The organism is Candidatus Omnitrophota bacterium (assembly GCA_014728045.1).
GTDB lineage: Bacteria > Omnitrophota > Gorgyraeia > Tantalellales > Tantalellaceae > WJMH01.
In genome coordinates, this window is record WJMH01000007.1 from 123,809 (window position 1) to 146,759 (window position 22,951).

Consider the following 22,951-nt stretch of genomic DNA (forward strand, 5'->3'; position numbering starts at 1 on the left):
GCCGGATCAACTTTTCTGATCGCATTCAAGATTGTGTGTCTCTATCATGCTGGTCTGGTGAGCTATCCTTATCGCCAGATCATCTATAATAGAATAAATACAGGGGATCACAATGAGGGTCAATACTGTCGCGAAAACCAGCCCCCAGCAGAGCGACAGGGCCATAGGAACAAGGAACGGGTCCTTGCCTCCGATCCCATATGCCACCGTGGAAAGTCCTCCAGCAGTAGTAACGGTCGTCAGGATGACGGGTCTCAATCTCATCTGACCGGCTTTTATGATGGACTCATTCCTGCTCACGCCGCTTCTCCGAAGTTTATTGATAAAGTCAACAAGCACTATGGAATCGTTCACTACTATGCCGTTGAGGCCCACCACTCCCAAAATGGCCATGAAGGAGAAAGCCTGCCCATGCAAAAGAAAAGCGACCACGACTCCGATAAGGCCGAAAGGTATTGCCATCATAACCACGGCGGGCTGAATAAGCGATTTAAAGAATGAAGCAAGTATGAGATATATCACCAAAAAGGCGAAAAAGAACGCTTTGGCGAGATCCTTAAGCGATTCTATGGTCTCCTCCTGCTCACCGCCGTATTTTACGTTATAGCCTATGTACCTTTCGTCAATATCGCTGAATTTCTCCATCAGCATGCGGTTTACTTCCAAAGATGTGATCTTATCGTTATCCACGTTACAGGAAGCGGTAACGACCCTTTTACCGTCAAGATGTTTTATGGTGGTGGTTCCCGGGACCTTTTTTATCGTGGCGATCTTTTTCAGCGGTATAAGGTTCCCGAACCTGTTCCTAATAAGGACTGCGTCGAAAATCTCCATATCGAACTTCTCATCTTCATCGAACATGACTGTGACATCCGTCTCCTCCTCAGCCTTTACCGGTTTTATCTTAGTAGCGATATTTCCCTGGAATACACCCCTGATGGTCTTGGCAACCTGCTGTATGGAAAGTCCGGCCATCGTGGCTTTCTGATGATCGACCTTAACGCGTATCTCTTCCTTGCCTGGCTTGTGGTCCCAAGTTACGTCCGTGACGCCGTCTATCGTATTAAGGTAGTCCATGTATTCGTGCGCGATCTTGTCCAGCACCTCAAAATCCTCACCTCTTATACGAGCCTCGACAGGCTTGCCTACAGGAGGCCCGGCCTCTGGCATATCGAAACGGAGGTCCTCGAACCCCTTTATATCCCTTGTCTTACGGCGCACCTCGTCTATGATCTGTTCGACTCCGCGTTTTCGGTCCTGCTCCGGCACAAGATATACCGTTATCTGAGCGTAGTTACTGCCCTGTCCCGCGAAAGGATCCTGCCGGTCCTCCTCGATCTTCCCTATGGTAGTTACATACGTATCCAGTTCTTCACCCGGAAGGCGGGATACAATTTTCTCGATCGGCTTCATGAGCTCTTCTGTCTTTTCAAGGGGTGTACCGATCGGTGCTTCACCCCTTATGAAGAAGTAATTTATGCCCGCGCTGGGAAAAAGTATGAATTTCATAACGTTAGTGGCCAGAAAGAAACACAGGCCCAGCGCCAGCAGCAACCCGATAAGAACCTTGTATTTGTTCCTCATGGCGGAAGCGACCAGGTTCGTGTATGAACAGACCAGATTCTTGAACCACGGCATCTCTTTTTTTAGTCTGGGTTTTCCAGCTTTATCGGTGTTTATCTTCACGAAATCCGCCATGTGACTGGGAAGGATTATGAGGGCCTCCCCGAGCGACGCCAGCAGTGCGGTGATTACGACCGCCGGGATGTTCCATATGAACTTTCCGATTATCCCCGACATGAAAAGCAGCGGAGAAAAAGCCGCGATGGTGGTAAACACCGCCGCCGTTATGGCTCCCATGACCTCCTCAGCACCTTTTATGGCGGCTTCCTGGGGCTTGACACCCTCTTCCATGTACCGGTACACGTTCTCAGCGACGATTATGCCGTCATCGACCAGCATGCCGAGGACCACGATCAACCCGAACATGCTTATCAGGTTTATCGTAATACCTAACATGTCCATAACGATAAAGGTCGCGAAGAAAGAGATAGGTATGCCCAGAACCGTGAAGAAAGCCACCCTTTTCTGGAGGAACACCAGCATAATCGCTATAACGATAATGATACCCCACCAGGCATTGTTCCTCAGGACATTTAGGCGGCGCCTTGCAAAGAACGAATAATCATTGACGTAAGAGACCTTCAAAGGCCCCTTGACACGCTCAAGGAACTTATTGCTAAAGTTCTTGATCCTGTCAACGATGGAAATAGCATCGCCCGACTCCTTTTTCAATACTACAAGATTTATAGATCTGGTACCCAGGGTCTTATTTATTACGTCTTCTTCCTTGAAGGTATCGACCACGTCGGCTACATCTTTTATCTTAAGCCAGTTACCCGAATCATTGGCCCTTATGATAACGTTCGCGACCTCTTCCGCGGTCTGGAATTCACCGGTCGTCCTCACGCTATACTCGGTGGTCTCAGTATCGATCTTGCCCGCGGGCAAGCTTACATTACGTCCGGCCAGAGCGGTTTCGATCTCGTCCATTGAAACATAATATTCCTCCATCTTTTCGGGGTCTACCCTGACCTGGACTTCACGGTCCCGGTATCCGCTTTTCTGTATGCGGGCGACTCCATCTATGTACTCCAGGTCATCCTCAAGAGCGTCCGCGTATTCCTGGAGTTTCTGTTCGGACATCTCTCCGGAGAGAGACACCTCTACTATTGGGTACTGTTTACTAGTGACTTCCACGACCTGAGGCTCGTCATCTATCTCCCTGGGCAGGTCTTTCACTTTATCGACCGCCGTCTGAATATCCCTTACGACCTTCTGTTTATTAGGTTCATCTGGGTCGATCTTGACAAGGACAAGAGATGTGCTCGAAGCAGACGTCGAATTTATCTCCTTAATACCGTCCACTTCCCTAAGCTCTTTTTCAACGGGAACAGTTATGAGTTTTTCAACATCCTCTGGTGTAGCCCCAGGGAACACTGTTGTTATCGTGACCAGATCAAATGAAACATTAGGGAATATCTCCCTGTTCATACCCAGCACGACTATCAGACCGATTATTATGATGATAACCGATACCAGATTCACGAAAAGTGAGTTATTTACGCTAAACCTTGGAATGCTCATATATGATCCTCATACCCCTCTAGCAGCACGTTCATTGACCTGAAAAGATCAACCTTGGCTTTCCGATGGTCCTTGATGAACCCCACGTTCTCCAGTTCGGCGCGCAGAAGGTCCCGCTGATAATCTATAAGTATCTTGGTCATGGAGCGTCCGTAACGGAACCGTTTCTCTTCTTCTTCCAGTTTCTGCGACTGTAACCGAACCGCCTTGCCGGTGAATTCCAGGCTTCTTCCGTAAGATCTCGTGTCATTATACGCGTTGACAACGTCGGTGATTATCTTTCTTTCTACCTGTTTGAGGCTGACCAGGGCCTTCTGTTTTTTCAAGGAAGCCCGGTCATACTGACTTCTAGCTTCAGAATTCTCTATCGGAATATTGAACTCGACCCCGGCAAAATACTCGGCGTGGTCAGAGGCAGTAGCCTTGCCCGCGGCCGTATTGAAATCCCTATTGATACCGTTCATCTTCATACTCAGGAGCAGATCGATCTCAGGCCATAGCTGGTTGCCCTTCATCCTCAGATCGAGCCCCCTTATATCGACATCGCGCTTTTTTATCATATAATCACGCCTTTTCCGGAAAGCCTCTTCCAGGCATTGCTTAAGATCCCTGTCGATTGGATAGGTACTGAGTTGCTGCGCCGGTTCAACCCGAGCCTTCTCCTGGACGTTCATCAACAGTTTAAGTATCTCTTGTGCCCGTTTATAATTATTCTCAGCGATTATCACCTCGGCCTGCCGGTTGGCAACATTGGCCTCGACCGCATAAAGATCCACCTTTTCCTTCAGGCCTATGTTAAAATTCCTCTCTTCGACATCGTAGAGCTCAATCGCCTTATCCAAAATATCCTGGAAGATACTGAGAGTTTTCTCAGCCGACATTAGATCGATGTACGCTTTTATGGTATTCGCCAGATGATTTTCTATGCGGTCTTTTGTCTGCAGGTCAGCATTCTCAATAGCAAGTTTTGTCAACGTAACAGTGTTCCGGTCAATGAACCCGAAGGAATTCTCTCCAACGGGCTGTCTCGCTTCAAGAGAGATCTCCGTGTCATGTGCCGGGTTCTTGGACACGAAGACGGTATCAGACCAGGTCCGGGTATCACTCCAATTGACCGTTATGGTGGTACCTGTGGGAAGCTTCTTGCTGGCGCCAAAAGAATATATATTCGTCTGGTCATCATCGGGAGCAAAGACCGAAAGCTCCTGTCTTTTATCCTCGGTATAACTTACGTTACCGAAAAAGAACGTGTCAAAAACCGCCTCCGAGAATAATAGGTCTGTCTCAGCCACATAAAGATCCAGCTTGGCCAGTTTTACCTCATAACTGTTCTGTAGAGTGAGTCTGATGCAGTCCTCAAGTGAAAGCACGATACTCGTGATTTCAACGGGAGACTTTTCATCCTCCGGCTGCTGAACCGCCAGAACCGTGCCCGCTCCCAGGCTCATCATTATCAGCAAAATGATCAGATTAAAGGATATTCTTTTCATCGCTCTTTGGTTATATTGTTGTATATCTTGCGTATCATTCTCAGGTAATCGTTTCTTTCTGATTCGTTGAGAACCGAATAAAGTTCCTTGGTGGCCTCTACCCGCATCTTATTGACCTCTTCGGAGATTTTACTTCCCTTTTGGCGCATGGTCACATTGACAACCCTCCTGTCCTCGCTGGAACGCGCTCTCTCCACAAGTTCCATCTGTATCATCTTATCTATTATCGCCGTGGCGGCCCCCATGGAGAGATTAAGCGCCTGCGCGAGTTCGCTCATAGAGCACGGGCCCTTTTCCCGGAGCATGTCCAAGACAACTATGTGTGAGACGGCAAGGTTCGCATCGGTAAGACATGCCTCCATCCTTCCGGTCACGGCTCTCATCAAGGTCGGCAGCATCCTGCTCATTTCTACAGCGAAATCTTCTTGTTTACCAGTTGCCATGCGGACCCCCCTTTTTAATAAGCAAAATATTTATTTTGCGAATAGTTTAATTGCTAAAATATTCCTTAATTAAAGTATAACCCGGATCGCCTGATCTGTCAACTTTTTAGGAAGTAAATTTAATGGTAAGTGCGAACGTCAAAGGGTTTTCCCCCAGCTGTTCGGGAAACGCTGGAAACGGCTGAGATCTTCGAATAGCCTTAATAACACCCCTCTCGGTATCTCTGGGCAGAACGGTATGGATTTGATCTATCTTCTGGAGAGCGCCATTACTGGAGACAGTGAAAACGACTTCCACCGTTCCCTTTTCGTCCCCCGGGGCATATGAATGGATGCATGATCGAATCTTTTCTCTGAGAACGTTGAAATAATCAAGATACGCCTTTTCCTTTTCGTTTTGATGTTCCTGCGGGGCTGTTTCCTCCTGCAAAGAGCTTTGAATCGATTCTTTTGAATCAAGTGCTAACCCTTTGCTTGTTGAGTCCCCGGTCTTTTCGTTTTCCTGTTCTTTATTATCACATGAAGCAGTAGCATAGATTTCTTCTTCCAGCGCGACGCGGGGGTCGTTGATGATGATATAATCCAGTTCCACCATATCGGCTTCGGCGTCTTCACGGTCGGTGGTCTGCAGTAAATACGACGGCGATATCACCGCTAAATGCGCGATAACCGACAAAGTAAGCGCTAGTCTGAATGCGGGGTCCATGAACATTTTCATATAAGGTGTTGCTGAGATACAGTTGCAATGATCGCTCTATTATAATATTTCCAACAGCGGTTTTCAACTTATAGCTAAGAAGATGGGTCCGTTCCTTAATCCTAGAATTTCAGAGTGCCTTCCAGGAACAAGTTTATCCCTTCAGCGGGATAATAATTGATCCTGCCATTATTAGCGTTACGCACGCTGTAATGATAAAACTTCTCATTGAACAGATTATTTATGCCCGCGCCGAGCCTGATCTGATCATTCTCATAAAAAAAGTTTAAATCAAAAGTCGCATATGGTTTTAGGGGTTCATATATATTCTGCTGGTCGTTTATACAGTGTCTCTCCCCCACGAAAAGAGCCACAAAGTTAAATGTAAAATATTCTAGAAAATATACCCTGATACCTGCAGAACCTTTATTGCTAGGGACCATGGGTATGTATTTATCATCGTATGTATCATCAACGAACTTTGCGTTCGTAAAAGTATAATTGCCGAATAGTTCGATATTTTCAAAGACTTCCGCTTTTGCGGACACTTCCAGGCCCTGGTGACGTGTCTTTCCGTAATTCTCGTTGGCGCCCGTGCCGAATATCCCCCCCAGAGGATTGTAGAAGATCTCGTTCTTCAGGTTCATCCAGTAACCTGTTATCTCCACTCTGGCCTTTTCCCCAATAGCCTGCCTAATCCCGACCTCGTAATTCCTTGATATCTGTTCCTTGAGATTCGGATTCAGTGCCCCCCAGACTATGTATTCATCGGTCGCAGGAAAACGGAAACTGGTATTATGCGTGCAGAAAATCTCAGAATTACCCATGTATTCGTAAATGATTCCAAGATTGTACATTCTAGCTATCTTTTTCTTATGAGTATCTATAGTGGGGTTCCACCCCGTTAGGTCCTGATAATCGAGATCATACCCCGCGTGCTCATACCTGAATCCACCAACTACTGTAAGTTCCGGGAATACGGAAAAAGAATCCTGTCCGTACCAGGCGATCGTGTTCTTTTTCACAGCGGTAATGCTCTGGATAAGATCGGCCGCCGTATATACATCGGAATCGTTCTCCTCCCTGTAATAATCAAGTCCGGTGACCAGCTTATTGGCGAACCCGAAAAAGTCCCTATCCATCACGTATTTGGGTGTGATGCCGTAAGTGTCTATGGTAGCACGCCTTATGGGATTCCATCCTGCATTCGCGCCTATGTAATTGGAGTAAACGTACCTTCGCCTGTAAAAAAAGTCACATGAGGCGGAACCCCAGCTCCCGAAGGTCTTGTCGAACCCCCCCGAAAAATTCCAGTCGGTATTCTTGACGTAATCATCTCCAAATGAGGAAAACGTACGGTCATGAGCCTCCAGGTCGGTGGCTGATATCGCTCCAGGCAGACCGTATTCTGATCTGTGCCAGGACTGGCTTACCCTCAAGGCAAACTCAGGATCAATATCATAGATCAGTTTTGAGAAAAAATCCCAGTTGTTAAAATAACTGTTATTACGGTATCCATGTATAGCCTTCCGCCCTCCCCTGAGAATAAAACTCAGGTTCTCCACCGAACCGCCAAGTTCTATTTTCTCTTCGTTCATGTCATAACTGCCGTATCTCTGTGTGTAGTTGACGTACGGCTCTCCTCTTCCGCTTTTAGTTATGATATTGATGACGCCGCTTGTAGCGTTATCACCGTAAAGAACAGCCCCTGCACCTCCGCGGATGATTTCGATCCTCTCTATCTGGTCTATCGGTATCTGCGTCCAGTCCACCCCGCTGAGGTCCACTTCATTAACACGCCTTCCGTCAACAAGAACGGCAACATTCATCTGGGCCTGCTCACCGAAACCACGGATATCGACCTGGGCGCTCGTACCGTTTCCTATCCAGTCCTTAACGAATATCCCCGTCTCGTTCCTGAGCAATCCGATCGTGGACTGCGCGTTGGAGTTTTCGATCTTTTTTCTGGTGATCACCGAAACGCTGGCCGGCGTTCTGCTCTCCAGTTCACGGGACCTCATGGGAGTCACGAATATGGGGTCCAGCCTGATAAAATCCTGATCATCCTGCTGCGCGCACACGGAATCATCTAAGGATGCGCTCAAAAGCACAATGGCCGCGCATAGAATCAATGCCACTTTGTTCATTTAATTTCCTTTCCGTAAAACAAAAAACCCCGGCGTCCTTACGAACACCGGGGTTAACCGCATTTATAACCCTTCAATATGAACCCAAAAGCCTCCTCGGGCTTTCTTAGGATATGTTATCATGCAGGCAGGTCTTCTGACTCCCGTGTCAACCTACTTGTTCCGGCCTTCCCGCCTCCATGGCAGTGGCCTTTCTGGAACTTTCGTCTCCGGTAACAGCGGCGGGACCGTGTCCGACTCTCACGGACTTCCCTTTTAAAACCTTGCGATTACCCGCATGTTTGCAAGCGCTCTACTCAGCACCAGCTAAAAGAACACGACTGAATCTGGTATTATCTACCAGCTTCCTTGCCATTTCATAGGAACCGAAAAGCAACAGCCCAAAAGCAGCATTTGAGATCATGGTGTTCCTGAAAAATGGTATAGCCTTGACGTAGCAGCTGGCCAATCCTTCCAAGGTATGGGGATACCATGCCAGCCATACTCCGAAATTAGTGATCAGGAAGAACAAAAATGCTGAAAATATTGTCGTCCCCAGTATGTTGGCGGGGGTTCTGCGCTTCTTCAACCACATGCCGATAAAGCCTATGAGAATGAACGAACCCCAGGTATACAGGAAAACTCCATGCAGTCCTAAGATTAGGTCGCTCACCATCATTATGGCGAGGGGAACCCACGGAACCACCCTTTTATCCAGGTAAGCACCCGCAAAAAGGGCTATTGCGGCTACAGGTGCCATATTAGGCATATGGGGAAGCATCCTGAGAAGAAAACCCAACAATATAAGTATATAAGCTACCATGATCCTCCCTTTTTGAAAAATATATTACTTCATTAAAATCATTGTTTCAAGGAAAATCTAGTCGGCGTTCAACCTGGACACAAAATAGGACAAAGCGGTACCGCCGATAAAAACAACAGAACAGTAAAATATCGATATTGCCTCGTCGGGTTTACCCGGGAATATCTTGTAAAAAGAGGCGAAAATAAGCCCCAGAATGAAATAATATGTCTTGGAAGGTATCCTTTCCAGGCAGAATTCGATGATCCTGGAGAAAATGATTATGCCCGCTATAGCCCCGAGGGAAACAGCGCCTATCGGTTTCAGGGCAAAATCTTTGATCGCCGCTATAACCACAGCATATTGGCCTAAAAGAACCAGAATGAATGAACCGCTCACCCCGGGCACTATCATGGCCCCGCCAGCGAAGAACCCTCCGATCAAAAGCATTAAATATGGACCGACTCCTTCAATATTACTAAGGGACATAACCTGTCCTTGTCCTTTGGCTTCCCCGATAAGAGAGATGCCCAGGACAAGTATCATGCCTACAATAAAAGCGAGTATTCTTGATGTCCTTATCTTCATGTCCCCGTGAGAACGCACCACTGAAGGAATACCTCCCAGTATGAGACCCATAAACAGGAACATGGTCTCGTGGAAATATTCCTTGAGCAATACATCCATCACTTTGGCCAGCAGACCCACCGCGACAACAGCACCGAAGAATACCCTGAAAAGCAGAAGAACATATTCCCCCCGTTTTTCAGGCCTTTCAAAGAACTTGGATATCGCCTCAATAAGCCGGTCGTAAATTCCCAGGACCACGGCTATTGTGCCGCCAGAAACTCCCGGTATTATGTTCGCAATTCCTATTCCTCCGCCCTTTAAAAGGAGCACCAAAGTCTCGCTTATGCTTTTCTTCATCAAGAACCTTTCTTTTCTATTCGGCCAGATGCCATCCATCCTCGCCGATAAGCGGCACAAAAACACAACCACAGACATTTTCCCGCGCAAAATCATTGCCGCGTCTGGTCACGACGGACAGAACCTGGCTGTACTGTTCACCTACCGGTATGACGAGCCTTCCCTCCTCCGCAAGTTGGTCTTTCAATCTCTCGGGAACCTGCGGTGCGGCTGCGGTTACTATTATCCCGTCATAAGGGGCGCCTTCATCCCATCCGAGCGTGCCATCCCCGCACATGAAATGAATGTTCCTGTATCCCTGCCTGTCCAGCAACTTGCGAGTACGCTTTAAAAGACGTTCCTGTCGTTCTACGGTATAAACCTCCGCACATATTTCAGCAAGGATAGCCGCCTGATAACCACTGCCGGTCCCAACTTCAAGCACCTTTTCGCCACCCGAAAGACCAAGACATTCGGTCATAAGAGCTACGATATAAGGCTGTGAAATGGTCTGCCCTTCCCCTATGGGCAATGGCCGGTCCGCGTAAGAAGCAATATTATACGGTCTGGGAACAAAGGCTTCTCTGGGCACCTTCAAAAAAGCTTCGATCACTCTGGGGTCTTTGATCCCCCGGGGCAGAAGCTGTTCATCTACCATTCTTTTTCTTTGAATACCGTAATCCATTAGGACTCATATGATGCGTGAAGATGAGCTTAAAGAATCTTATGGTGTCCCTTACCGGATGTATCTCGGAGATCTCTTCCCCGTAAATGGTCTGTATCTTAACAGACGCTATATTCATCCCGTGATGGGCAGCCTGCATCAACATCTCGGATTCTATGTCATATTTCTGGGAAGTGAGCTTGAGCATTTCAAGCACTTTGGTTTTGATAAGCCGGAATCCACATTGTGTATCGGGTATCTGCTGCTTGCATATACCCGAAATGACCCAAGACATGAACTTGTTGGTCCAGAACCTGGCTGAGGGCATTGTCTTAGTCTGGAGCATGCGGTTACCTATGACAATTTCAACTTCCTCGGAGCGGGTCCTCTCCATAAGCGCCGGTATATCTTCAGGATGGTGCTGCCCATCACCGTCCATCATTATCATCCATTCGAAATTCGTCTTCTTGAGAACATGTCTGATGCCTTCCCTTACAGAAAATCCCTTGCCCAGATTCCTCCGATGACGGATAACAATCGCACCGTTATCCAGGGCGGCCCGCTCCGTGTTATCAACGGAACCGTCGTCTATCACAAGCACAGTGAGCCCCATACCCACGATATGGCGCACTATACTCCCTATCGTGCGCGCCTCGTTGAAAGAGGGTATTACTACTATAGTATTATCTGTTGTCGCTACCATATCTTCCTGAACACGTACCACTGGTTTGGATATTTTCGTATATATTTTTCGAACTTCTCCAGATAGATTCCCATCAGTTTTCTGACATCCCGCTCATAATCACCGCTTGGTTCGTAGATTATTGGCTCTTCGAAGGTCAGCACAAAAGAATCATCGCTCTCTCTGGTAAGCATGGTTACCACCACCGGAGCTCCTGTTTTTACGGAAAAGGCTGCCGGTCCCTTGGGTATTAACGCCTTCTTACCGAAAAAGTCCACGTATATACCACCGGAAGTATAATCCTTATCTCCCGCGATCGCAAGCACTTCGTTGCGTTTCAGCGCTCTGAAACACTCTTTCATGCTGAGGCCCAAAGGTATCGGCTTCATATTATTTATCGCCCTCTGCCTGTTAAAGAATTCGTTTATATGTTTATTGGTATGCTCAAGTACGATAGCATTTATGGGGTAATTGAGCCCTCCTACCACCGCTGCTCCAAGTTCCCAGTTGCCCAAGTGAACGGTAGTGGCTATGACACCTTTACCGTGTTCAAGGGCCCTATCAAGATTTTCTTTTCCGTTCACGGTAATATGTTTGTCGATGTACTCCTCGGTGAACTTGGTGAACTTGAAAAAGTCAACAAGATACTTGCCAAAGTTCTTGAATATCGCGCGCACATGTCTATCCAGCTCCTTTTCGCTTACATCCTCCCCAAGAACCACCCTGAGGTTCTCCTTGATCTCCACCTGATCCCTCCGGGCAAAGAACCAGTAGACCCTCGCGGCAAATACGGCGATAGCGTAGCCCGCTTTTAACGGCAGCATGTTCGCCAGAGAAAAACCCAGGATATAAAGCGAATAAAGCATATTTACCTCAATGCCAGTTTTGCGATCTCCAAGGCGCTTTCAGGCCTTGAAAGTTTTTCAGCTTTTTTCCTCATCCTTTGCAGAGCGCCCTTTGAATCGAACAGTTCATTTATTTTATTGGGTACCCTGGCAAGGTCTTTTACCTCGACCGCGGCGCCGCTGGATGTAAGATAATTAGTATTCATCCGCTCATGTCCAGGTATCGGATTAACGATTAACATGGGCAGATGTTTTACCATAGCTTCAGCGCTCGTCATCCCGCCCGCCTTACTTACGATTATCTGCGAGACCTCCATTAATTCCTCAATATTCTTATCAAAGGATAGCACGCACATATTCTTATCGTTCTCTTCCTGACCTAAGCGCTTCAAACGTGAATATAGCCTCTTATTGGAACCGGCAACGATGATAAGCTGATAATCATGGCTTTCATCCTTGAGAAGCGACTTGACAATAAGTTCCATTTCACCCAGTCCCTGGGAGCCCCCCATTATCAGCACCGTAGGGAGGTCTTTTTCAAGACCGTATTTAGCGCGGATCTCTGAAGGATCATGGATTGCGCAGAATTTCGGGTCTACCGGGATCCCGGTTATTACTATTTTCTCCCGGGGAACGCCTTTTTCCGCAAGAGCATCACGCGTCCCGTCTGAAGGCACCGCGTAAACATCCACTTCATCATAAATCCAGAAGGAATGAGGCGCATGATCCGTCAAAACGCCTATAAGCTTGACGTCCTTGCCACAGGAACGTTTATAATCAGCTACCATGCCGCAAGGCATGGCCTGAGTGCAAAATACCGCTTCGGGTGAATGCTTTTCAATAAGCCTTCGTATCTTGGACATATTGTATTTATGAAGGGCTTCCCGGGCTTTCTTGGTCTTTTTGACCACCTCAGGACTATCATATATAGATCCCCAGAGTTCTGGTTTCTTCTTGATGATCTCAAGGTAGGCTTTGTTGATGATCTTGCCGAGAATTGGATTGGTATAATCAAGGGCGTTGACCTTTTCTATATTCAGGTCCTTTTTCGTCTCCCGCAGACCACTCTCTATCGCACAGGCGGCATGGAAGTGACCCGAATATTCCGATATATAAAAGATTATTATCCTTTTATTCATGGCCAGATCTTTTTATCGATCCAGAAACTCTTTTATTCCTGCTCAAGTATCACTGCGACAACTTCATCCGTTCTGACCGTTTCGCCAGCTCGCCTTTTTATGCTGCCCAGCACACCATTACAGGGACATGGCACATCGAAAGTCGCCTTGTCAGTGACAACTTCCAGAAGGTCCTCTCCTCTGGACACATTGTCCCCCTGCCGATTATGCCATATAGTTATAGTCGCCTCTTTTGCGTCCTGTGAAATCCCAGAAAGCGTCAATTCCATTGTAACTGCATATTTCCTTTACCGTATTCTCGTTCCATACTAGTTCGGAATTCCTCACGAAAGACTCTCTTCACCTCGTCCATGTCCAGCTTTTGCCCCAAGAACTCTTTAGCACTGGTTACTTGTATATCCTGCTCGCCACATGGGTATATATGCCTGAAGGGTTCCAAATCGTTATTTATATTTACAGAAGAACCATGGTAAGTGACCCATCTTTTAACGCCAATGCCGGTAAAAGCTATCTTGCGCCCGCTTACCCAGACACCTCGCCTCTCGGGGGTCCTTTCAGCGGGGACCCCGAATCGGTTCAAAGCACGGGAAACGGTCTTCTCAAGAAAATCGATATAAAACGAGACATCCTTCTTTTTATCGCTCAGATCAATGACCGGATACAGAACAAGCTGCCCGGGCATGTGTATGGTGATATTGCCACCTCTGGAGGTGGAAAGAACCGGAATGCGCCTATCACTGAAAAAACGACGGTCAACCAGTCCTTCGCCTGAATCAATACGCCCCAGAGTAACTACCGGTCCATGTTCAAGCATAATGAGAGTATCTCCGATGTCACCCTTGATGCGCTTATGTAAAAGAGCTTCCTGCAGCTTTACCGATTCTTCGTACCCTATCAATCCAGGATCAATGATTCTCATGGCTTGATTGTATCATCAGATCATTTCATCAAAACTGCCGTGTTTTTTGAAATATTCCACAACGCCGCCCATTTCGAGAAGTTTACGCATGACCTTCGGCACGGGGTTTATCTCTATATTCACGCCCTTGGTCAGATTTTTAAGGATATTCTTATCCAGATCAAGCTCAAGCTCGTCCATGTCGTCTATGTAATTGGTCTCGCATTCGACCAGGCACAATCCTACGTTGAACGCGTTCCTGTAGAATATCCTGGCAAAACTCTTCGCGATAATTGCGCGCAATCCGCTCGCCTTCAGCGCAACAGGTGCCTGTTCCCGTGAAGAGCCGCACCCAAAGTTTTCACCGGCAACCAGAAAATCTCCCGACTTGATCTTTTTATGAAAGTCCTCTTCAAGGTCTTCAAAAATATGCTTGGCAAGCTCTTTCTCATCCTGTATCTTGAACTTGTACCTGCCTGAAATTATATAATCTGTATTAATATCATCCTGTATCTTTAATCTGTGCGCATGCGCCACTTCGCCCTCCCCGTAAATTATAAACGTCTTTTATGTTCACGCGGGTCAGAGATTTTCCCTTCTATGGCCGTTGCTGCGGCGGTTGCGGGACTGCCCAGATAGATCTCCGCGTTGGGATTACCCATGCGACCCTTAAAATTCCGATTAGCTGTCGAGAAGGCTTTTTCACCGTCAGCAAGTACACCCTGATGGGTGCCCACGCATACACCGCATCCGGGGTTATTCACAACGGCACCGGCATTTATGAATATCTCGATATACCCTCTTTTAAGTGCATCCAAATAGATCTTGCGGGATGCCGGGGTTATCAGTACCTTAAGTCCCTGAGCCACCTTTTTACCCTTTAGGATCTTTGCGGCTATTTCAAGGTCCTCAAGCCGTCCGTTCGTGCAGGTTCCGATGTTCACTTCATCCACCGGAGTGCCGAGAACTTCATCGATACCGCAGACGTTATCCACCGTATGGGGTTTTGCAACTTGTGGAACCAATTGTGAAAGGTCATACTCTTTTACGTCAGCATACCGTGCATCATCGTCTGCTTCAACGGGCCTCGGTTCTCTTTTGGAATGTTTCTTCGCCCAATCCAAAGTCTTTCTGTCCGCCCTCATAAGCCCGCATTTAGCGCCCATTTCAACAGCCATATTGGATATGGTCAAACGCGCGTCAATACTAAGCGCGTCAACGACTTCTCCATAGAACTCGACAGCTTTGTAGGTCGCGCCATCGGCCCCGACATCACCTATAAGATGTAAAATAACATCTTTCGAATATACTCCTTTGGGCAGTTCGCCTGCAAGAACGAATTTTATCGTCTCGGGCACCTTGAACCAGTTCTTGCCGCTGGCCAGAGCTATAGCAAGGTCCGTTGATCCCACACCTGTGGAAAGGATGTTCAACGCACCATAAGTGCATGTGTGTGAATCGGCGCCAAGAACAAGGTCCCCGCATGTTACGTAACCGGCTTCGGGTACGAGCTGGTGACAGACTCCGCATCCGATATCAAAGACCTTTACACTGTGTTCTTGACCGAACCCCCTGATCTTGTCATGTATCGCGGAAACTCCGATATTCGGACTCGGTGCTGAATGATCGATAACCATGCAATAGCGTTCTTTATCAAAAATATCATCCACTCCGAGTTTACGGAAACTGTCGATGATCATGCCGCTTGTTCCGTCCTGACCGAAACAGAAATCGACATTGGCTATAACTATATCCCCGGCCCTTGCCCTTTTCCCGGAATGTTCGGATAATATTTTCTCAGCTATGGTCTGTCTCATATCTATATCTCCTGGATTTGCGCCTGAAAACAGGCGTTCACGCCGCCAATCCGTCAACCCACTCGCTTATCCTGTCGACGCCTTTATTGATCGTATCCATATCCGTGGCAAAGCTTATCCTTATTGATCCGTCTTCACCGAACGGACCGCCCGGTATGACCGCGACCTTTTTCTCCTTGAGAAGCCTTTTAGCGAATTCCAGTGAATCTAAACCACACTCGGATACATCACAAAAAAGATAAAAAGCCCCTTCTGGCACAAATGGTTTCAGCCTGGGGTTCTCCGTAAGTCTTTTCACAAGAACATCCCGGCGGTCCTGAAAAGTCTGCCTATTCTTCTCCATCTCGGAATCGAGGTCCTCGGTGAGAGCGCATTCAGCGGCAGCCTGACTAATAGAGCACGGATTAGATGTGGCATGGCTCTGCAAGGTAGACACCATATTGACCAGATCTTTGCTGGCAGCCATGTATCCTATCCTCCATCCGGTCATTGAACAGCTCTTGGAAACACCGTTGACAAGAACCGTCCTGTCCTTGACCTGTTCTGATAAGGATGCTATGGAAAAATGTGTTTTTCCGTCGAATATGATCTTTTCATAGATCTCATCACTGATTATTGCCAGATCATTGGATACACATACATCAGCGATCTTTTCAATCTCATCTCTGTCATATACCACCCCGGCCGGGTTCGAGGGGCTGTTAATTATCAAGGCTTTTGTCTTTTCCGTGACAGCTTCCGCAATATCATCGGCAGATACCTTGAAACCGTTCTTCTGTCTGGTTTTGACCGTTACTGGCACCGCACCGGCAAGTTTGACCATCTCAGGATAACTGACCCAATAAGGGCTTATGATCAAAACCTCATCATTCGGATTACATAAAACCTGGAGCGCATTATAAAGAGAATGCTTGGCGCCATTCGATACAACTATCTGTCCGGATTCGTATTTTAAACCATTATCCTTATTCAACTTACGGCATATCGCTTCTTTCAGGCTCTTTGTCCCGCTCGCTGGCGTATATTTTGTCCTACCCTGTTTTATGGCCTCAATGGCGGCTTTTTTGATGATATCCGGCGTATCAAAGTCCGGTTCGCCGGCTGCAAGTATAATTACATCTTCACCTTCGGCCTTCATGGCTTTGGCTTTAGAAGTTATGCTTAAAGTCGCTGAAGGTTGTACTTTGCTCACTTTTTCTGAAAAAAACATGTAAACCTCCCTATATAATATTAAGAATAATAAACTAGTCCTATTAACTGGTTAAGATAAAATATCATAATATTATGAATATTACAAGCGGTATTAACGCCTTCTGTTGCTCTGATGAACCCGGAATTATCATTTACTCATGACACGTATCTGTGAAGGATGATAAACCACCAGTTCAAGGCCATTGCGCTTGCGTATTTTACCGGTGATCTCCAGTTCTTCACCCCGGTATCTGCTGACCGGCATATCAGTGAAATATTTCAGGTTACCGCCGTAAATAATTACTTCAAGACCAGTTACGCCGGTTTTCAATAAAACTGCGGCTCTTCGGGAGCTTGTTACCTCCTGTATCTTACACTTAAGAGTAACCAGCCTGCCTGCATAACGATGAGCTTCCTCCGGCGGTATGGTTCTCATTTCTTTCCATAGACCGAGTTTCGCATTCTTGGCCTTACTCTGCGCTTGTAATAGTTCTTCCAGATACTTGTCGTTCGGCGGATAGACCATAAGATACGCATAGCCCTCGCGGAGCAGCTCGGCATTGGCCAATTTACCGTTCACAATCACGTATACCAGCCAACGACCGTATTTATCCACGCGTTTTTCATCGAATTCCAGATCAACCCTCCTGCCTGAAACAAGAGCCCTGTTGAAGGCTTTTGCTTCCAGGGCCAAAGGTTCTGGATCGAATATCCAGTTTCCGGAGAACTTCTTCATGATCTCGGGAGTATCCACACCGAGATACCGGATCTTCTGACCTGTGGCAAGTTCTGCCGTATCCCCGTCGACAACATCTCGGATCCTATATCCTTCCCCGGAAAGATCCTCCAACCCACAGCTGGAACATATTAAGCACGCAATAAGAAAAAAAGCCAGTAAATTGATCTTCTTATGTATAGACTTAGAAACTATTTTCTTCATTACTTGAAAACCTCCGGATATAAATCTTTTGCCGAAGGACATAACTTGTTGAGGGCACATTCCTGGCATGAAGGCTTCCTGGCCGAGCAGACTTTGCGTCCGTGCGCGATAAAAAGATTGGTCAATAAGCCCCATTCATCTCTGGGGAAAAGTTCCATTAGGTCTTTTTCTATCTTTACCGGATAGGTGTGCCCGGAAAGATGCAATCTGCCGCTGAGACGTTTTACGTGGGTATCCACCGCGATTCCTTCATTTTTATTGAATCCGTGGAAAAGCACGATATTCGCGGTTTTCCGAGCCACCCCTGGAAGCTGCACAAGCTCCTCCATAGCCTGGGGCACTCGTCCGCCGAATTGCCGAATTATCATTTTGGAGGCGGCGATGATATTCTTAGCCTTGTTCTTGTAAAAACCGGTCGATTTTATTTGATCTTCAAGGGCCTTCGAGTCTGCCTGGGCAAAATCACCTGGATCCCGGTATTTTTTAAACAGACCTTTTGTTACCATATTGACCCTGACATCCGTACATTGCGCGGATAAAATGGTGGCAACAAGAAGCTGGAAAGGATCTTTGTGGATAAGCGCGGTTGTCGCTTTGGGATAGATCTTCTGGAGGATTCTATATATTTTCTGGGCTTTCTTTCTGTCCACCTTTAGGCCTCATTTCCGCCTGAACATCTTTTCCAGATCCTTTTTCCCGATCGTGGTCATCGTAGGCCGCCCGTGTGGACAAGTGAAAGGAAGCTCGCATTCCTCCAGTTTCTGAACTAAAGAGTGCATTTCTTCCCGGCTCAACTTGTCCCCTGCCTTTATTGCCGCCCTGCAGGAGGTAAGTTTGATCAACTCGTTAACAGGGTCCACTTTGGAAAGATCTACGGAAAAAAGATCGTTCAGAATCTGCTCTACAACTGTTTTGATATCCCGGTCCTTGATCAGAGCCGGCACGGACTGGACTATAAAGGACCTCTCCCCGAAAGGTTCTATCAAAAAGCCGATATCCCTAAAATTATCTATTACCTTTTCCATAAGTATGGTTTCCCTCGCCGAAAGTTCCATCCTGATGGGAAATAAAAGGTTTTGCGTTTCAATAGGCGAATTTTCAGTCGTGCCCCGCAAATACTCATAAAGTATTCTCTCGTGAGCCGCATGCTGGTCGGTTATGGTTATATCTTCTCTGGCAAGGCGCACTATATAACAATCCGCGACCTGATAAATATTATCAGCGGGCGTCTTCCGGTCGTCCCTGAAACTGTTCACCTCCCTCAATATGTATTCCTTCTTCTGTGACTCATCCTCATTGACGGTAAAATCATAAGAAAATTCCGACTGCTCCTCCGGTGGTCCCCCCGAAGAATCTGCATTGACCGTCTGCGAGCGGAGATCTGTCTCGGATGAAAGATCCGGTGAACCCTCTTCGGCCTTTCTTGCTGAATCAAACTCGTTTTTTATACTTCGTATCACGGCGTTCTTAAGGGTCTTCTCGTCATCGAACTTTATCTCCAGTTTCGCAGGATGTACGTTAACATCTACACTTGAAGGGTCTATCTCCGTAAAAAGCACGACAGAGGGGTATTTCCCTCTTTCAAGCATGCTTCTATACGCAACGAATACGGCATCCGACAAAAGCTTGCTCCGAACGAAGCGGCCGTTGACAAAGAAGAGCTGTCCACGCTTATCCCTCCTCGTACAGGATGGAAGACTGGCGAAGCCCCTAATGCTAAAACCTTCTCCGGAGCATGAAACGCCCATAAGATGGTCCGCGAAATCACCGCCAAGAACAAGTCGTATCCGTTCGGCCGCATCAAGATCACCCCCCGCATGCAACAGGCACCTGTCGGATTGTTTGAGCCTGAACTCTATATTCTCATATGATAAAATAAACCTGCCGACCACGTTGGCGATCTCGGCCAGTTCCGTTGACTCCCTATTCAGGAACTTCCGCCGTGCCGGAACGTTATAAAAAAGGTTTCTGACCTCAACGGTGGTACCTTTGGAACGACCCGCGGGCCTCGACCTCAACAGCTGGCCGCTTTCAAGGTAAACGTAGAACCCGCTGTCGCTGCCCTCGCAGCAACTTGTGAGCTCCATCTGTGAGACCGCCGCAATACTCGCCAGAGCTTCTCCCCTGAAACCCAGAGAACGTATGTTGTCCAAGTCAGGGATCTGGCGTATTTTACTTGTAGCGTGAGGCAGACAGGCCATCTTCAACTCTTCGGGATTCATCCCGCGACCGTTATCCGCGACCCTGATGAGCATCTGGCCAGCGGATTCGACCTGGATCTCTATACTGTCAGATCCTGCATCGATAGAATTTTCTATGAGTTCCTTTACGACCGATGCCGGCCTTTCGACGACCTCTCCTGCGGAGATCTTACCGACCACTTCTTCGCTAAGAATGTTAATCCTGCTTTTATCCATATTTTCAGCCTTTAGTTCATTTATCTTTTTCCACTTGCTGTTTCATGTTGTGCAATGTCCTCAATGCTTCGATAGGAGTCATATTCTCGATATCCATAGAGCGCATCTTCTCCAGCAGAGGATGTTCGGCATACTTCTGTTCGAAAAAGTCAAACTGTTTTTCCCCTGAATCCACTTCCGCGAATCGCGATCTAATATTCCCCCGCAGAGAATCCTTTTGGAGATTATCAAGTATATCCCTTGCCCTTTGGATGACCTCTGTAGGCAGTCCCGCGAGCTTTGCAACATGTATCCCAAAACTTTCGTCACAGCTTCCTTCGGACACCTTATACAGGAACACTATCTCATCTGCCCACTGTTGTACCGCGAGATGACAGTTCCTGACCCCTTTCATGACCTGGGCCAATTCCGTAAGCTCATGATAATGAGTGGCGAACATGGCCTTGGCTCCACACAGATTGTGGTGTATGAATTCCACTACGGCCCATGCGATAGAGACCCCGTCAAATGTACTGGTACCCCTTCCTATCTCATCAAGTATTATAAGACTCTTGCCTGTGGCATTATTGAGAATATTGGCCGTCTCCAGCATCTCAACCATAAAAGTGCTCATTCCCCGGTACAGCCTGTCAGAAGCGCCCACACGCGTAAAGATGCGATCTATTACTCCTATATGAGCTTTAGCGGCCGGTACAAAACTGCCGATCTGTGCCATTATGGTGATCAGCGCGACCTGTCTTATATAAGTGGATTTACCCGCCATATTAGAACCAGTAATGATGAATACCCTGTTCTCCCCATCATCCATAAGAGTATCGTTGGGAACGAATTGCTTGTCTTTTAGGATATTTTCAAGTACAGGGTGGCGTCCTTGTTCCACGTATAACCGGTCGCTGTTATCGACCTTTGGCTTCGTGTAACCTCCTCTGGAGGCTACTTCGGCGAATGAAACAAGCATATCCAGTTCGGCAATATTTTCTGAAGTCTTCTTAAGGCGATCGATCTGGTTCCCAACCTGAGCTCTTACACCCGAGAAGATCTCGTATTCCAGGGATCTGATGCGTTCCTCAGCACCTATGATCTTAGATTCCTGGTCCTTAAGCTCCTGGGTAATGAATCTTTCCGCGTTAGACAAAGTCTGTTTACGCACATAGTGTTCAGGAACATTATTTAGATTGGCCTTGGTGACCTCGATGTAATAACCGAAGACCTTGTTGTACCCCACCTTCAGCGAACTGATGCCGGTTGTTTCTATCTCCTTTTGCTGAAGCGCAGCAACCCAGTCCTTTCCGTGTGTAACAAGATGACGGAGCTGGTCAACATCTTCGTTATATCCGGTTCGGATTATACCCCCATCTCTGATATTTGCCGGGGGCTCCTCGCTGATCGAACGGTCTATAAGCCCGGTAACGTCAGCTAGCTCATCCATTCCCTGTAGGATTTTTTCGATGCGCGCGCAACCCGCGTCCTTAAGTTCGTTCCGTATCGTGCTGATATGTTTAAGAGACGCTGATAAAGCGACCATATCCCTCGCATTGGCGGTAGCAAGACTGATCTTGTTGGACAGCCGCTCGATATCATAGATCTCATTGAGGCTTTCCCTCAGTTTTTTCGGTTTATTGGAGTTCTCATGAAAATATAGTACCGCCTGTAACCTTTCGTTTATTTTTGCGACCTCGACCAGGGGGTTAAGAATAGCTCGTTTGAGTTTTCTTTTGCCCATTGGTGTCTTAGTCTGGTCAAGAACATCGAACAGAGTGTTCCGCGTGGTCAGATCCTCCTGATTCTGTACGAGTTCAAGGTGGCGGTGGGAATTGCGGTCCAGGAACATGAACTGGTTAGAACGATAGGTTGAGATGACGTCTATATTCTTAAGATCTGATTTCTGCGTATCCTTCAGGTACTTAATCAGCGCACCGGCCGCCCCAACAGCAAGAGGCAATCCCTCGCACCCGAACCCCTCAAGGCTCTCCACAAGAAAATGATCCTTGATGTGTTTAAGTGCTATCTGGTAATCGAACGCCCAATCGTCATTAATCGTTATCGAACCGAGGTTTATGTCGCTTATCTGACGGAATCCTCTGTCTTTGGCGCAACTTTCCGGAACGAGACATTCCGAAGGAGATATCTTGTAAAGTTCCGCGAAAAGATCCTCCTTATTATCGAGTTCCGTCACTCGGAATTCGCCTGTCGAAATATCGGCATAGGCCAGGCCACAGCCATCTTGGGACATGTTGAGCGAGAGAATATAATTATTCACTGAATCCTCAAGCAGAGAATCGGCTATAAAAGTACCCGGGGTGATTACTTTGGTTATCTGGCGGTTTACAAGTTTTTTCCCGGGACCGGGCTCCTCGGCCTGTTCGCAAATAGCGACTTTCCTGCCATGCCTGACAAGTCTTGCGATATAATTCTCAGCGGCATGATGGGGGACCCCGCACATCGGCGCTTTCTTGCCCTTGCCGGCATTACGCGAAGTAAGGGTGATATGCAGTATCTTGCTGGCAGCGAGGGCGTCATCATAGAACATCTCATAGAAATCACCCAACCTGAAGAAAAGTATCGCGTCTTCCTGCTGGGCTTTGATGTCCATGTATTGCTGCATCATTGGTGTGATTTCGGACGTCATTTACGAACCTTCCGTGCTTCTATTGCTATTGATCGGCGGGTCTCCAGTAAGATATTATACTACACTGGCTGTATGAAGAACAGACCCAAAACCTGCATTTTTAGGGTTTTGGGTCCGT

Annotated in this window: 20 protein-coding genes and 1 riboswitch; all 20 genes read right to left on the minus strand. The window is 47.3% G+C overall.

Going from position 1 to position 22,951, the window contains the following annotated elements; genetic code table 11:
• Nucleotides 1–6: 6 nt before the first annotated feature.
• Nucleotides 7–3,147 carry an AcrB/AcrD/AcrF family protein gene (locus GF409_02035; protein ID MBD3425994.1) on the minus strand — a complete coding sequence of 1,047 codons (3,141 nt, stop codon included), beginning with the start codon at nt 3,145–3,147 and terminating at the stop codon, nt 7–9.
• Entirely contained in the window at nt 3,144–4,637 is a 1,494-nt protein-coding gene (locus tag GF409_02040; GenBank protein MBD3425995.1) for a hypothetical protein, read from the minus strand. Before GF409_02040 ends, GF409_02035 begins: the two co-directional genes overlap by 4 nt.
• The gene (locus GF409_02045; protein ID MBD3425996.1) at nt 4,634–5,080 is read right to left on the minus strand and encodes a MarR family transcriptional regulator; all 447 of its coding nucleotides are present in this window, start codon (nt 5,078–5,080) and stop codon (nt 4,634–4,636) included. Before GF409_02045 ends, GF409_02040 begins: the two co-directional genes overlap by 4 nt.
• A 106-nt stretch (nt 5,081–5,186) precedes the next feature.
• Entirely contained in the window at nt 5,187–5,798 is a 612-nt protein-coding gene (locus GF409_02050; protein ID MBD3425997.1) for a hypothetical protein, read from the minus strand.
• 101 nt (nt 5,799–5,899) lie between these two features.
• Nucleotides 5,900–7,924, minus strand: coding sequence for a TonB-dependent receptor (locus tag GF409_02055; GenBank protein MBD3425998.1), 2,025 nt, complete (start codon nt 7,922–7,924; stop codon nt 5,900–5,902).
• Between the two features lie 108 nt (nt 7,925–8,032).
• Nucleotides 8,033–8,216, minus strand: a riboswitch (cobalamin riboswitch).
• Nucleotides 8,217–8,726: a hypothetical protein gene (locus tag GF409_02060; GenBank protein ID MBD3425999.1), complete on the minus strand. Its 510-nt coding sequence runs from the start codon at nt 8,724–8,726 to the stop codon at nt 8,217–8,219.
• Nucleotides 8,727–8,783: 57 nt separating this feature from the next.
• Nucleotides 8,784–9,728, minus strand: a complete 945-nt coding sequence (locus GF409_02065; GenBank protein ID MBD3426000.1) for a DUF368 domain-containing protein — start codon at nt 9,726–9,728, stop codon at nt 8,784–8,786.
• Nucleotides 9,649–10,296 (minus strand): protein-L-isoaspartate(D-aspartate) O-methyltransferase, encoded by a 648-nt coding sequence (locus GF409_02070; protein ID MBD3426001.1) that lies wholly within the window; start codon nt 10,294–10,296, stop codon nt 9,649–9,651. Before GF409_02070 ends, GF409_02065 begins: the two co-directional genes overlap by 80 nt.
• Complete coding sequence (locus tag GF409_02075) at nt 10,259–10,978, minus strand: glycosyltransferase (protein MBD3426002.1); 720 nt, start codon at nt 10,976–10,978, stop codon at nt 10,259–10,261. The genes GF409_02070 and GF409_02075 overlap by 38 nt, the downstream gene beginning before the upstream one ends.
• Nucleotides 10,972–11,823, minus strand: a complete 852-nt coding sequence (locus GF409_02080) for a hypothetical protein (protein ID MBD3426003.1) — start codon at nt 11,821–11,823, stop codon at nt 10,972–10,974. The genes GF409_02075 and GF409_02080 overlap by 7 nt, the downstream gene beginning before the upstream one ends.
• A gap of 2 nt (nt 11,824–11,825) precedes the next feature.
• Nucleotides 11,826–12,941: a glycosyltransferase gene (locus GF409_02085; GenBank protein ID MBD3426004.1), complete on the minus strand. Its 1,116-nt coding sequence runs from the start codon at nt 12,939–12,941 to the stop codon at nt 11,826–11,828.
• 32 nt (nt 12,942–12,973) lie between these two features.
• A complete protein-coding gene (locus GF409_02090) occupies nt 12,974–13,210 on the minus strand; it encodes a hypothetical protein (GenBank protein ID MBD3426005.1) in 237 nt (78 codons plus the stop codon).
• Nucleotides 13,201–13,860 carry a lipoyl(octanoyl) transferase LipB gene (lipB, locus tag GF409_02095; protein ID MBD3426006.1) on the minus strand — a complete coding sequence of 220 codons (660 nt, stop codon included), beginning with the start codon at nt 13,858–13,860 and terminating at the stop codon, nt 13,201–13,203. The genes GF409_02090 and lipB overlap by 10 nt, the downstream gene beginning before the upstream one ends.
• A gap of 15 nt (nt 13,861–13,875) precedes the next feature.
• Nucleotides 13,876–14,376, minus strand: coding sequence for a 3-isopropylmalate dehydratase (locus GF409_02100; protein MBD3426007.1), 501 nt, complete (start codon nt 14,374–14,376; stop codon nt 13,876–13,878).
• Between the two features lie 17 nt (nt 14,377–14,393).
• Nucleotides 14,394–15,656 carry a homoaconitate hydratase family protein gene (locus GF409_02105; protein MBD3426008.1) on the minus strand — a complete coding sequence of 421 codons (1,263 nt, stop codon included), beginning with the start codon at nt 15,654–15,656 and terminating at the stop codon, nt 14,394–14,396.
• A gap of 37 nt (nt 15,657–15,693) precedes the next feature.
• The gene (locus GF409_02110) at nt 15,694–16,866 is read right to left on the minus strand and encodes an aminotransferase class I/II-fold pyridoxal phosphate-dependent enzyme (protein MBD3426009.1); all 1,173 of its coding nucleotides are present in this window, start codon (nt 16,864–16,866) and stop codon (nt 15,694–15,696) included.
• A gap of 129 nt (nt 16,867–16,995) precedes the next feature.
• Complete coding sequence (locus GF409_02115; protein MBD3426010.1) at nt 16,996–17,856, minus strand: hypothetical protein; 861 nt, start codon at nt 17,854–17,856, stop codon at nt 16,996–16,998.
• Nucleotides 17,787–18,437 carry an endonuclease III gene (nth, locus tag GF409_02120; GenBank protein ID MBD3426011.1) on the minus strand — a complete coding sequence of 217 codons (651 nt, stop codon included), beginning with the start codon at nt 18,435–18,437 and terminating at the stop codon, nt 17,787–17,789. The genes GF409_02115 and nth overlap by 70 nt, the downstream gene beginning before the upstream one ends.
• A 9-nt stretch (nt 18,438–18,446) precedes the next feature.
• Entirely contained in the window at nt 18,447–20,204 is a 1,758-nt protein-coding gene (mutL, locus tag GF409_02125; protein MBD3426012.1) for a DNA mismatch repair endonuclease MutL, read from the minus strand.
• Between the two features lie 16 nt (nt 20,205–20,220).
• The gene (gene mutS, locus GF409_02130) at nt 20,221–22,833 is read right to left on the minus strand and encodes a DNA mismatch repair protein MutS (GenBank protein MBD3426013.1); all 2,613 of its coding nucleotides are present in this window, start codon (nt 22,831–22,833) and stop codon (nt 20,221–20,223) included.
• Between the last annotated feature and the right edge of the window lie 118 nt (nt 22,834–22,951).